Origin of the sequence: Kitasatospora sp. HPM-01-4, from assembly GCF_051374625.1 — a bacterium.
Lineage (GTDB): Bacteria > Actinomycetota > Actinomycetes > Streptomycetales > Streptomycetaceae > Kitasatospora.
Genome location: NZ_JBPQGP010000005.1, coordinates 6798383 through 6810820, shown reverse-complemented (window position 1 = coordinate 6810820; position 12438 = coordinate 6798383). Strand labels below are relative to the sequence as shown.

At 72.3% G+C, this 12438-nt stretch carries 13 protein-coding genes; 11 read left to right on the top strand and 2 right to left on the bottom strand.

Features of this window, described 5'->3' with window-relative positions; translation table 11 throughout:
• Nucleotides 1-2: 2 nt before the first annotated feature.
• Nucleotides 3-1166 (bottom strand): M20 family metallopeptidase, encoded by a 1164-nt coding sequence (locus ACSMTC_RS29825; protein ID WP_436562824.1) that lies wholly within the window; start codon nt 1164-1166, stop codon nt 3-5.
• A 1593-nt stretch (nt 1167-2759) separates the two neighbouring features.
• On the opposite strand from ACSMTC_RS29825, the gene ACSMTC_RS29820 reads away from it, so the two are divergent.
• The 3 genes from ACSMTC_RS29820 to ACSMTC_RS29810 all read left to right on the top strand — a co-directional run bounded on the left by ACSMTC_RS29820 (nt 2760) and on the right by ACSMTC_RS29810 (nt 5399).
• Complete coding sequence (locus tag ACSMTC_RS29820; RefSeq protein WP_436564846.1) at nt 2760-3695, top strand: aldo/keto reductase; 936 nt, start codon at nt 2760-2762, stop codon at nt 3693-3695.
• A gap of 80 nt (nt 3696-3775) precedes the next feature.
• On the top strand, nt 3776-4363 hold the full coding sequence (locus ACSMTC_RS29815) for a TetR/AcrR family transcriptional regulator (protein WP_436562823.1): 588 nt from the start codon (nt 3776-3778) through the stop codon (nt 4361-4363).
• Between the two features lie 130 nt (nt 4364-4493).
• Entirely contained in the window at nt 4494-5399 is a 906-nt protein-coding gene (locus ACSMTC_RS29810; RefSeq protein ID WP_436562822.1) for an ADP-ribosylglycohydrolase family protein, read from the top strand.
• Between the two features lie 181 nt (nt 5400-5580).
• Here the strand turns inward: ACSMTC_RS29810 and ACSMTC_RS29805 are convergent, their stop codons facing one another.
• Entirely contained in the window at nt 5581-5847 is a 267-nt protein-coding gene (locus ACSMTC_RS29805; protein WP_436562821.1) for a GlsB/YeaQ/YmgE family stress response membrane protein, read from the bottom strand.
• Between the two features lie 602 nt (nt 5848-6449).
• On the opposite strand from ACSMTC_RS29805, the gene ACSMTC_RS29800 reads away from it, so the two are divergent.
• The 8 genes from ACSMTC_RS29800 (at nt 6450) to ACSMTC_RS29765 (ending at nt 12414) form a co-directional block, all read left to right on the top strand.
• Complete coding sequence (locus ACSMTC_RS29800) at nt 6450-7076, top strand: cysteine dioxygenase (protein WP_436562820.1); 627 nt, start codon at nt 6450-6452, stop codon at nt 7074-7076.
• A complete protein-coding gene (locus tag ACSMTC_RS29795) occupies nt 7070-7510 on the top strand; it encodes a rhodanese-like domain-containing protein (RefSeq protein ID WP_436562819.1) in 441 nt (146 codons plus the stop codon). Before ACSMTC_RS29800 ends, ACSMTC_RS29795 begins: the two co-directional genes overlap by 7 nt.
• 145 nt (nt 7511-7655) lie before the next feature.
• The gene (locus ACSMTC_RS29790; protein ID WP_436562818.1) at nt 7656-8720 is read left to right on the top strand and encodes an ABC transporter ATP-binding protein; all 1065 of its coding nucleotides are present in this window, start codon (nt 7656-7658) and stop codon (nt 8718-8720) included.
• Nucleotides 8710-9375 (top strand): ABC transporter permease, encoded by a 666-nt coding sequence (locus tag ACSMTC_RS29785; RefSeq protein ID WP_436562817.1) that lies wholly within the window; start codon nt 8710-8712, stop codon nt 9373-9375. Before ACSMTC_RS29790 ends, ACSMTC_RS29785 begins: the two co-directional genes overlap by 11 nt.
• Nucleotides 9372-10070 (top strand): ABC transporter permease, encoded by a 699-nt coding sequence (locus tag ACSMTC_RS29780; RefSeq protein WP_436562816.1) that lies wholly within the window; start codon nt 9372-9374, stop codon nt 10068-10070. Before ACSMTC_RS29785 ends, ACSMTC_RS29780 begins: the two co-directional genes overlap by 4 nt.
• Nucleotides 10071-10150: 80 nt before the next feature.
• Nucleotides 10151-11068, top strand: coding sequence for an ABC transporter substrate-binding protein (locus ACSMTC_RS29775; protein ID WP_436562815.1), 918 nt, complete (start codon nt 10151-10153; stop codon nt 11066-11068).
• A 151-nt stretch (nt 11069-11219) separates the two neighbouring features.
• A complete protein-coding gene (locus tag ACSMTC_RS29770; RefSeq protein ID WP_436562814.1) occupies nt 11220-12014 on the top strand; it encodes an MBL fold metallo-hydrolase in 795 nt (264 codons plus the stop codon).
• 187 nt (nt 12015-12201) lie between these two features.
• The gene (locus ACSMTC_RS29765) at nt 12202-12414 is read left to right on the top strand and encodes a DUF397 domain-containing protein (RefSeq protein WP_436562813.1); all 213 of its coding nucleotides are present in this window, start codon (nt 12202-12204) and stop codon (nt 12412-12414) included.
• Nucleotides 12415-12438: the final 24 nt, after the last annotated feature.

Below are 12438 nucleotides of genomic sequence, written 5' to 3'. Positions count from 1 at the left end.
GGCTACGGCCGCTCGCGCAGCCGGGGCAGCGGAACGGCGAGCAGAGACGCCAGGAGGGCGATGCGCGGAGCGAGTTGATCAACCTGGATGTGCTCTTCCCGGGCGTGCGGGCCGACCCCGACCGCTCCCAGACCGTCCAGCGTGGGCAGGCCGCGCGCACCCGCCAGGTTGGTGTCGCCCGCGCCGCCCGCCGGGGCACCGTCCAGCTTCTGGCCGAGGACCGCGGCCAGCGACCGCACGTGCCGCAGCAGCGGATTACCCGAACGCTCCGGCCAGGCGGGACGACTGGAGAGCACCTCGGTCCTGACCCGAGCACCGGGGCGCAGGGCGGTGAGGTGGGCAATGGTGTCGAGGGTGCTCCGCTCGGCCTCCGCCGTGGCGAAGCGCAGGCCGAGTTCGGCCTCGGCCCGGCCGGCGACCACGTTCGCCCTGGTGCCACCGGTGATCCGACCGGCGTTGAGCTCGGTGTCGGGAAGCCGGGCCAGGCTGCGTACGGCGACCAGCTGGTCGACCAGTTCGTCTACGGCTGAAACGCCCTGCGCTGCGTGGTTGCCCGCGTGCGCCTCGCGGCCGGTGACGGTCAGCCGCACCCTGGTGCTACCGCGCCGCGCGGTCTTGAGCCGGCCGTCCGGGTGCGGCGGCTCCAGGCCCAGGACGGCTGCCGCACCGGGCAGTTGGCGCTCGACCAGCCTCCGGCCGTCCGGGCTGCCGATCTCCTCGTCCGAGACCACCACCAGCCGGACCGGCCGGTGCGGCCGCTCGCCGAGGTCCGCGAGCAGTGCGAACGCGCCCTCGATCAGCGCCAGACCGGCCTTCATGTCCAGCACTCCGGGGCCGCTGAGCAGCCCGTCCTGCTCCCGTACCGGCCAGTCCTGAAGGGTCCCGACCGGCCAGACCGTGTCATGGTGGCCCACCACCAGCAGGTGCGGGAGGCTCTCGTCCCGGCCGGCCCAGCTGAGCAGCAGATGGTCTCCGGCAGGTCCCGGCTCGCGGTGGACCTCGGCGCCGGTGGCTCGGAATCCGTCGGCCAACTCCTCGGCCAGGGCGTCCAGGCGGGGCGCGTCCCCGGACGGCGACTCCATCCCGACCAGGCCGACGCAGCGCTGGCGGACGGCGCCGGCCAGCGTACGGGCGCGGGCGTTCAGCGCCTGCGGCAGCCCGGGCAACGCGGCCGCGCCTGCCGGCTCACCGGCCTCGGCGGTGCCACCCGGTTCGACCGTGACCCCCGCCCCCCTTCCGGTCGCCTTCCCCGCCTCTTTCCCGGCCGCCTTCCCGGTCACCTTCGGGGCCCCGGTCCCAACTGGGGCCCCGGACAACGGCGACCGCACGGCTGCGGCGCGAGCGGACGACGCCGAGGCCACCGCCGCCGAGGTCGCGGCCACAGCGGCACGGGACGCTATCGCGCTCGAACTCGCGGACTGCGGGGCCGCGGCGCGCGCACCGCCGGCCTCGGCGCCGCCGCCACGGCCGCTACGGGCACCGACGGTACGGGCGTGCGCGACGTAGCCGCTCACGTTCTGCAGGCCGACCGGACGGGAACTGCCCGACCGGGAAGCGGTGCTGGCGCCGGGGCCGGGCTTCGCACCCGGACCGGACCCTCCGCCGGCACTCGTGCGCTGCCCCGGCCCGAGAGCGGCGCCGGGAGCGGCGCCGGCACCTGAGCCAGGACTCGGACTTGAACCGGTGCTCGAACTCATTGGACGCCTCCCCGGCCGACGCCGGTACTCCGGCACCGACGACCGCAGACTCGGTCGGGCAACGCCAGTTGGTGCGACCTCGGGCTGGGCAACACTGCGTCCTCCTCGCTCGGTCCGGCAGCCCCGCTGGACCCGGGGCCCATGGACGGCAGTCCCCTGATCCATCGGTGCACTCGGGCCACCGGGCGCGGGGAAAGCCGAGAAGTGAGCCTAGAAGATTCGTTCGTTCCCTTGCGAGGTGGCCCGATTAATACGTCGCATCGACGACCGGGCGGGGGCGGGGGACCACCGGGCCGATTCCCGGTCGGCACGGAGCCCGGGCCTGCGCCGATGCACGAGCGCGGTCGCGGGATCGCGCCCACTTCCACCATGGACCTCCATCGGCATCACTGCACAGCGGGGCCGCAACGCCCGGCCGATCCACGTCCGATGAGTGATGAGCACTCAGCGTTTGGTACCAGATCGGCGATCGGGGAGGGACGACCGGCGCACACCGCCTCATGCCGCTTCGGGGCTTCGAGCCCGGCGTGACCGAACGGCAGCGGAGGCGACCAACTGGCTACCGAAAGTCATTGCTTGATGGCCGACGACCACGAACGGTGACCGCCAGCCGACGAATGGCCGCCCTCGACCCGAGGACTACTGACCGCTGGCCCTCAAGCCCTGGCCGTGAGCCGCCGACGAGAGCCACGGTGACGAGAACCGCCGAGCGATAGCCGATAGCCGATGACCAGTGGCCGACCGCAGATCCCGGAGAGCCGATGGCCGCTGCCCGACGACCGCTGCCCGATGACCGATGACCGATCGCAGATCCCGGACAACGGATGGCGGATGGCGGGTGGCAGATGGCAGATGTCGGATGTCGGATGTCGGATGTCGGATGACAGATATTGAAATCTGTCATCCGACATGCCATAGTCGATACCGCAAGGACAGTCCCACCTACCGACCACCCCACACCCATCCCTCCGCACTCCAGGAGCACAGACCGTGAGCACCACCCCCGCCCGCGCCACCCTCGGCGCCAGCGCTTTCACCACCTCTGCCCTCGGCCTGGGAACCATGGGCATGTCAGACTTCTACGGCCCCGCCGACGAGGCCGAGAGCATCGCCACCATCCACGCCGCCCTGGATGCCGGGATCACCCTGCTGGACACCGGCGACTTCTACGGCATGGGCCACAACGAGCTGCTGATCCGCGAGGCGCTGCGCGGCCGCAACCGCGAGGACGTCGAGATCAGCGTCAAGTTCGGCGCCCAGCGCAGCCCGGACGGCAACTGGCTGGGCTACAACACCAGCCCCGCCGCCACCAAGACCGCCCTGGCGTACACGCTGCGCCGCCTGGGCACCGATCACATCGACGTCTACCGTCCGGCCCGACTGGACCCGGACGTCCCGATCGAGGAGACCATCGGCGCCATCGCCGAGATGGTCAAGGCCGGCTACGTCCGCCACATCGGCCTCTCCGAGGTCGGCGCGCAGACCCTGCGCCGAGCCGCCGCGGTCCACCCCATCAGCGACCTGCAGATCGAGTACTCGCTGCTCTCCCGCGGCCTGGAGGCCGAGGTGCTGCCCACCGCGCGCGCCCTGAACATCGGCGTCACCGCGTACGGCGTGCTCTCCCGCGGCCTGCTGAGCGGCCACTGGACCGGCGACCGCGAGGTGGGCACGGCCGACTTCCGCGCCCACAGCCCGCGCTTCCAGGGCGAGAACCTCGCCCACAACCTCCGGCTGGTGGAGGCGCTGCGGGCGATCGCCGAGGCCAAGGGCGCCACCGTCGCCCAGGTCGCGATCGCCTGGGTCGCCTCGCGCGGCTCGGACATCGTTCCGCTGGTCGGCGCCCGCCGCCGGGACCGCCTGGACGAGGCCCTCGGCGCGCTGGACGTCGCGCTCACCCCGGATGACCTCGCGGCCATCGAGGCGGCGGTACCGGCCGGCGCCGCCGCGGGTGACAGGTACGCTGCCGCACAGATGGACACCCTCGACAGCGAGCACTGACACCGGTCAGGCCCACAGCACGAGGAGCCACCACCGACCCGGCCGCCGGCCCGCAACCGCACTGAAGGACGTACCCCGCCGTGACCACGGACAGCACACTCACCCCCGAGCAGATCCTGAGCGCGGCGGAGGACGTCCTGCGGCGGTTCGGGCCGGCCAAGGCCACCGTGGTGGACATCGCCCGCTCGCTCGGCGTCAGCCACGGCAGCGTCTACCGCCACTTCCCCAGCAAGGCCGCGCTCCGCGAGGCGGTCACCCAGCGATGGCTCGACCAGGCGCACCACGACCTGGCCGCGATCACCGGGGAGCGCGGCCCCGCTGTGGACCGGCTGCACCGCTGGCTGGCGACGCTGTTCGCCGCCAAGCGCAAGAAGGCGCTCGACGACCCCGAGCTGTTCGCGACCTACCTGACGCTGGTCAACGAGCTCTCGGCCACCGTCGACGCGCACATCGAGACACTGACCGCCCAGATCGCCACGATCATCCAGGACGGCATCCACCAGGGCGAGTTCCGCCCGACCCATGTGACCACGGCCGCCCGTGCCGTCTTCCAGGCCACCGCCCACTTCCACGATCCGGTGCACGCGGGCGAGTGGGCCGACCCGAAGTGCGAGGCCGACTTCGAGGCCCTCTGGAACCTGCTCCTCACCGGCCTCCGCTCGCGCTGACTCCCCGGCGCACGGTCCTCCCGGGCTCGGCGTCCTCCCAGGATCGGCGTCCGCCCGGAATCCGGTCGCGTCCGGCCGCCCCAAGCGGGCACGATATCCCCCACTCGGTTGATCTCACTTGGAGGATGACGTGCCCGCTCCCCTGCCGGCCCTCGACAGTCTGCGGGGCCTGGCCCTCGGCGACGCCTTCGGCGACCGCTGGTTCAGCGTGGACAACGGCGAAGCCGAGGCCCGCCTCGCCGCCCGTACCGTGCACGAGGCCCCCTGGCACTGGACGGACGACACCGCGATGGCCCTGGTCCTCTTCCGGCACCTGCTCCAGCACGGCGAGGTGAGGCAGTCGGAGCTCGCGCTGGCGTTCGCCGAGGCCTACACGGCCGATCCGGCGCGTGGTTACGGCCCGTCAATGCACCAGGTGCTGCGCCAGATCAACGAGGGCGGTGACTGGCGGTCCATCACCTCGGGGATGTTCGACGGCCAGGGTTCGCACGGGAACGGCGCGGCGATGCGGGTCGCGCCGCTGGGTGCGTGGTTCGCCGATGACCTGGACCGGGTCGCCGAGCAGGCCCGGCTCTCCGCGCTCATCACGCACTTCCACCCCGAGGCGGTCGCGGGGGCGGTGGCGGTCGCGCTCGCCGCGGCGTTCGCGTCTCGCAGCCGGGGCGGGTCGGCACCCGACCGTGTCGAACTGCTCAGCCGAGTAGCCGAGTTGCTGCCGGACTCCGATGTGCGCTCGGGCCTGCGGATCGCGGCCCGGTTCCCGGCGGGTACGTCCATCCGGCACGCGGCCGGCGTCCTCGGATCCGGATCGCAGATCTCCGCGCCGGACACCGTGCCGTTCGCACTCTGGTGCGCGGCAGGCCAGTTGGACTCACTGCCCGAGGCGCTCTGGGACACCCTCGGCGGCTGGGGCGACATGGACACCACCTGCGCCATCGCGGCCGGCGTGGTCGCCGCCCGCACCGGCTGCGCCGAGGTGCCGCCGAACTGGACGGCCGCCCAGGAAGAACTGCCCGACTGGGTACCGGTGGCGTGATCCCACGGCCGCCCTGCGGGGTGGTCGATCCGCCTACCGGCGATCCCATCGCCTCGGCCACTCAAGGGAGTTGAGTAGGACAGTGGGCCCGCCACCGCATGGCGGGCCCACCATCCCTGCCGGTCAGGGAAGTTGCCGAAGGCGGTGGGCCCTCCGCCTCATGGCGAGCCCACCGCCCTGGTCAGTCACGGGAGTTACCGAAGAGCAGCCGGTAGGCGATCAGGAGCGCCAGCGAGCCCACGATCGCCGCGCCCCAGGTGGCCGGGTCGTAGAAGTGCCTGGCCACCGACCTGTGCAGGAAGGTCGCCGAGAGCCAGCCGCCCACGAAGGAACCGGCGATACCGATCAGGGTGGTGCCGATGAGGCCGCCCGGGTCGCGTCCGGGCAGCAGGATTTTCGCGATCGCTCCGGCCAGCAGGCCGAGGATGATCCAGCTGATGATTCCCATACGTCTCTCCAACCCTTCGCCGCGCCGCTCAGGCGCAGCCGAACTGTCTGCGAGGACGCGTCCGGCGGCCGGATCGGTTCCCAGCGGTAACCGGACCCTGATCCGCTGCCACCCTGTTGGACGCGCCGACGCTCGGCACGGCCGCGCTGCTCTCCGCCTGCGGCCCGCCCCTTCCCTACCCGGCCCCCTTCCCGCCCCAACCACCGGCCGCGAGCCCGAGGGCCAGCCGCAGGCCCGGCCACCGGCCGCAGGCCCGAGGGCCGGCAACGGGCTCGACCGATCGGGCGGTCGGGCACTCGGCTGCCCGGGCGGTCCCGAGCGTCGGCAGGGTGCCCGACTGCCGGACCCCGCTTGACTCGCCGGGCCCGGCTCCGCAACGATCAACCCATGGACACCGGCACCACCCTGGTCTGCCGCCTGCACGTCGATCTGCGACGCCAGGCGAGCGACATGTGTGCCCGCTGACGGTTCACCCCGCCCTGTGACGTCCGCCAGGGTCTGAGTCGTCGTACCACCACTCCTCCCCGTCCCGTCTGCCGTGCGTGTCCACACCTGTGCACCCGTGTCCGGCAGCCTCCTTCGGCCTACCCCGAGGATGCCCCGTGAGCCTTGACCTCGCCCCTGCCTCCGCACCCGCCATCGCCGCCGCTCCCACCGCGACCACCGCAACCTCCGCGACCACCGCAACCTCCGCGACCACCGCAACCTCCGCACCCACCACGCCCTCCGGCCCCACCGCGCGCTCCGGACCGGACCCCGCACCCGCCCCGTCCGCCCCGCTCTCGCCGAACGCCCTGCGCAGGATCGTGCGCGAGTTCGCCGAGCAGCCCGACCGCTGGCTGCCCCGGGTCCGGCTCGCCGCCGAGGACCGCTGGTACGAGCGGCTGGAGCTCACCGGGGACCACGAGGTCTGGCTGATCAGCTGGCTGCCGGGCCAGTCCACCGGCTTCCACGACCACGGCGGTTCGCGCGGCGCCTTCTCGGTGGCGCTGGGCGAACTGGAGGAGTTGTCGCTGGGCGGTCCCGGGCAGGGACTGCTGGTGCGGCGGCTGGCCTCGGGCACCGTCCGGGCCTTCGGCCCCGAGTACCTGCATGACGTCCGGAACACGGGCGGCGGACCGGCGGTGACCCTCCACGCGTACTCGCCGCCGCTGGCGTCGATGTCCCGTTACGAGCTGCGCGCCGACGGCCTGGTGCGCACCGCGCAGGAGGGGCCGGAGCAGTGGTGACCACAGTCGACGAACTGGTCGAGCGCGCGCGGGCCGGGGTGCACCGGCCCGGACCGGCGGAAGCGCACCGGGCGGCGGCCGAGGGGGCGCTGCTGGTGGACATCCGGCCGGCGGCGCAGCGCTCGCGCGAGGGCGGCATTCCCGGCGCCCTGGTGATCGAGCGCAACGTACTGGAGTGGCGGCTCGATCCGACGGGCAGTCACCGCATTCCGGAGGCGACCGGGTACGGGCTGACCGTGATCGTGGTCTGCTCGGAGGGGTACGCCTCCAGCCTGGCGGCGGCCGGCCTGCGCGAGCTGGGGCTGCACCGGGCGACGGATCTGGACGGCGGCTTCGCCGCGTGGGCGGCGGCGGGTCTGCCGACCGTGGCCGGGACCGCCGAGGGCCCCGAGCACCGGAGTGCTCCACTGGGCCGGACCAGCGGGAATTCATAACGCGGCGGAAGGTTTGCACCTTCGCGGGACCGGGAAGGCCACCCTGATCCGAATGTAAGTTCGAGTCACATGTGCGCTTCGTCGCATCCCGACATCCGTCCGAAGAACCGAACGGCGCCGAGGCGCCGAAGCTAGGATCCTTTTCGTGATCAGATTCGACGGCGCCGCCAAGCGCCACCCCGACGGCACGATCGCCGTCGAGGGCCTCGACCTGGACATACCTGCCGGGCGCACCACCGTGCTGGTCGGACCGTCCGGCTGCGGCAAGACCACGATCCTGCGGATGGTCAACCGCATGGTCGAACCGACCGCGGGCCGGGTGCTGCTGGACGGCACCGACGTCGCCCAGCTGCCCGCCGCCAAGCTGCGCCGGGGCATCGGCTACGTGATCCAGCAGGCCGGGCTCTTTCCGCACCGCCGCGTCATCGACAACATCGCCACCGTCCCCTATCTGCTGGGCTGGGACCGCAGGAAGGCCCGCGCCCGCGCCGCCGAGCTGCTCGAACTCGTCGGCCTGGCACCCGAACTGGCCAAGCGCTACCCCTTCCAGCTGTCCGGCGGCCAGCAGCAGCGGGTGGGGGTGGCCCGGGCCCTGGCGGCCGACCCGCCGGTACTGCTGATGGACGAGCCGTTCAGCGCGGTCGACCCGGTGGTCCGCACCGGACTGCAGGACGAACTGATCCGCCTGCAGGGCGAGTTGAACAAGACAGTACTGTTCGTCACCCATGACATCGAGGAGGCCGTCCGGCTCGGCGACCAGGTCGCGGTACTGCGCGAGAGGGGCCGGATCGCCCAACTCGCCGACCCGCACACCCTGTTGACCGAACCGGCCGACGAGGGCGTGGCCGCCTTCCTGGGCCGCGACCGCGGGCTGCGCGGTCTCGGGCTCCTCCCTGCCCGCGCGGTCGCCGTCCGCCCCCTCGACCAGAGCTCCGGGCGGGACGGCCGGGAACTCCGCCTGGACGACGCCGGACGGCCGATCGGCTGGGCCGACCCCGGCCGGCCGGGCGAGGACCCGCACCCCGCCCCGGTCTTCCACCCCGCGACCGACACCCTGCGCAGCGCGCTGGACGCGGCCGTCCTCTCCCCCACCGGTGTGGTCGTCGCGGTCGACGCGGACGGCAGGGCGATCGGCACCGCCGACCGGGAGGCGATCCTCGCGGCACTCGCCGAGCCCGCCCCGAGGGCGGTGAGCGGCGATGGACGGTGAGCCGCTGGTCCGCTGGTACTGGATCGGGGACCACCTCGCCTATCTGCGCGACCTCACCCTCGACCATGCGGTGATCGCGCTGGTCCCGGTGGCGATCGCCCTGGCGGTCGCCATTCCGCTGAGCCTCGCCTGCGCCCGCTTCCCCCGCCTCTACCAGCCGCTCTCCGCCGTCTTCAACGTGGTGTACGCGCTGCCCTCACTCGCGGTCTTCGTGGTGCTGATCCCGTACACCGGGCTGGCCACCTGCGCCACCGTGATGGTGCCGCTCACCTTCTACGCCCTCGCCGTGCTGCTGCCCACCGCCGTCGACGGGCTGCGCTCGGTGCCGGAGTCCGTACGGCAGGCGGCGACCGCGATGGGGTACGGCCCCTGGCACCGGCTCTGGGCCGTCGAACTCCCGGCCGCGGTGCCGTACCTGGTGGCCGGGCTGCGGGTCGCCGCGGTGTCCAGCATCTCGCTGGCGGCGGTCGGCGCGCTGATCGGCCGGGGCGGCCTCGGCTATCTGTTCATCGACGGGTTCCAGCGGACCTTCCCGACCCCGATCGTGGCCGGCATCGTGCTGATCGCCGCGCTCGCCCTGGTCACGGATCTGCTGCTGATCCTGGCCCGGCGCCTGCTCGCCCCCTGGGCCGTCCGCACCGGGGGCGCCCGATGAACTGGCTCGGCTGGCTGCACACCTTCTTCACCGCCCCCGACCGGCAGAGCGGGCCCGACGCGATCACCCACCGGGTCGCGGAGCACCTCGCCTTCTCCGGCGAGGCCCTGCTGTACTCGGCGCTGCTGGCGATCCCGCTCGGTCTGCTGATCGGCTACACCGGGCGCGGCGCGGTCGCGGTGACCGCGTTCTCCGGAGTCGCCCGCGCACTGCCCACCCTGGGTCTGGTCACCCTCGCCGTGCTGGTCGGCGGGGTCGGCGACACCGCCATCCTGCTGCCGCTGGTCGCGCTGGCCGCGCCCCCGCTGCTGGTGGCGACGGTCGAGGGCATCCGGGGCACCGACCCCGAACTACGGGACGCCGCCCTCGGCATCGGCCTGACGCACCGTCAAGTCCTCTGGCAGGTCTGCCTGCCGAACGCACTGACCACCATCCTCGCCGGACTGCGCACGGCGGCCGTCCAGGTGATCGCCACCGCCACCGTCGCCGCCTACGTCGGCCTCGGCGGACTCGGCCGGTACGTCATCGACGGCCTGGCCACCCGCGACTTCCCGGCCACGCTGGGCGGCGCACTGCTGGTGGTGCTGCTCGCCGTCGCCACCCAGCTGCTGTTCGCCGGGCTCATCCGGTACGCGCTGCCGCGTGGCGTGCGCGCCCAGCGGGCGGCCGGTGCCGAGGCCGCCCGCAGCTCGTGAAGGTGCCGGCTCCCCGGCGCTTGAATCCACCGGACCTCCTCCCGCACCGCTCCCGGCCGCGGGACCACGAAAGGGAACCCATGACCACCCGTCTGCTCAGGACCGTCACCGCCGTTGGCCTGCTGCTCGGTGCGGCGGCCTGCTCCTCCTCCGGCAGCGGCAACCCGCTGGACACCTCGTCCAATCCATCGGGGTCATCAGGTGGCGGCGGGAAGACCGTGGTGGTCGGCTCGGCGAACTTCCCGGAGAACGTGCTGCTGGCCTCGATCTACTCGCAGGCGCTCAAGGCCAAGGGCGTCAAGGTCGAGGAGAAGTTCAACATCGGCAGCCGCGAGGTGCTCTACGGCCAGCTGAAGAACGGCAGCCTGACCGTACTGCCCGAGTACAACGGCGCGCTCCTCGGCTATCTGGACGCCAAGAACACCGCCACCGGCACGGCGGAGGTCAACGCCGCGCTGCAGAAGGAGCTGCCCGGCTCGCTGGGAATCCTGGACTCGGCCCCGGCCGAGGACAAGGACTCGCTGAGCGTCACCCAGGAGACCGCCGACAAGTACCAGCTGAAGAGCATCGCCGATCTGGCCGGCAAGGCCGGCGAGTTCACCATCGGCGGCCCGCCGGAGTTCAAGTCCCGCCGTGAGCAGCAGTTCAAGGACATCTACGGGCTCACCTTCAAGGAGTGGAAGCCCACCGGGGACACCACCGCCAACGCCCTCAAGGACGGCTCGATCCAGGTCGGCAACGTCTTCACCACCGACCCGAAGATCGTCCAGTTCAAGCTGGTCTCGCTGACCGACCCGAAGAACCTCTTCAGCTCGCAGAACGTCACCCCGCTGGTCAACAAGGCCGGCCTCGACGCCACCGCCACCGCCACCCTGAACGCCGTCTCGGCCAAGCTCGACACCCCGGGCCTGACCGAGATGATGAAGCGGGTCTCCGTCGACAAGGAGGACCCGTCGGCGGTGGCCAAGGACTGGCTGGGGTCCAACGGCCTCGGCTGATCCCGGCCCGCACCGGCCCCGTACCCCACCACCGTGAGGCGCGGGGCCCGGTTGTTTCCGGATCGGACGGGAATGCCGGTCGGTCCAATACGGTTGGGTCGTGCCGGAGGCCGACGGCCTCCGTCGTCCGGATGAAACGGGGAGTGTGCGAATGAAGATCGGGGACATCGAGGTGATTCCCGTCGCCGACGGGAAGGGTGTCGAGGTCGCGGCGGAGATTCTCAGCCGCCCGGGAGTTGACGATCCGTTCGCCTGCCACCGCGAGCACTTCAACGCCGACGGGACGTGGGAGCTTCCGGTCGGCGCGTTCTGCGTCCGTACCGGCGACCGGGTCGTCCTGGTGGACGCCGGTCTCGGGGATTTCGACAACGGGAAGTACTCCGGCGGCGGTCTGCTCGATTCCCTCCGGGAACACGGAATCACGCCCGGCGACGTGACCGACGTGGTTTTCACGCATCTGCATTTCGACCACATCGGGTGGGCCACGAACAACGGCGGCATCGTGTTCCCGAACGCGGTCCACCGGGTGCACCGGGCCGACTGGGAGCACTTCGTCACCGGTCCGGCCGCAGGGCGTGAGACGGTCGACAAGCTCAGCCCGCTGGAGCCCCGACTGGAGCTGTTCGACGCCGACTTCACCATCGCGCCGGGGATCGACGCCCGCCACACCCCCGGGCACACCCCGGGCTCGACGGTCTACGTGGTCTCCTCCCAAGGCAGGCGCGCCCTGCTGCTCGGGGACGTGGCCCACTCGGTGGTGCAGCTGAGCGAGCCCGACTGGCAGGTGGTGTGGGACATCGACCCTGTCGCCGCCTCGGCGGTGCGCAACCGGCTGGCCGACGAAGTGGCCGACACCGAGGACCTCCTGGGCGCCGCGCACTTCCCGCAGCTGCGGTTCGGCCGGGTCGTCACCACCGACGGCCCGCGCCGCTTCGTCGCTGTCTGAGCAGGCGCTCTCCGCCCACCCGACGCCGGTCCGGGGCCAGCCACCCGGTGCTTGCGGACGGTGCTTCCGGACGGTGCGGGCTGCTCCGAGGCCCTACGCGACGCCGGTCTCCACGACCCGATTGCGGTCCTGGTGACCGGCGTTGCCGCGCGCAATGATCCGCAAGGCCCGAAAGGAACTGTGCGACATGCGCGAAGACATCGATCTGAGCGGAGCTTCCTGGTTCAAGTCGTCCTACAGCGGCAACGGTGGCCAGTGCATCGAGATCGCGCCCGGATACACCGGCGTCATCCCCGTACGCGACTCCAAGGAGCCCGAAGGCCCGGCTCCGGTCTTCTCCGCCGACGCCTTCGCCGCCTTCGTGGCAGGCGTCAAGAGCGGTGAGTTCGGCGAGGTCTGACCGGACCGACCACCTGCCCCCGAG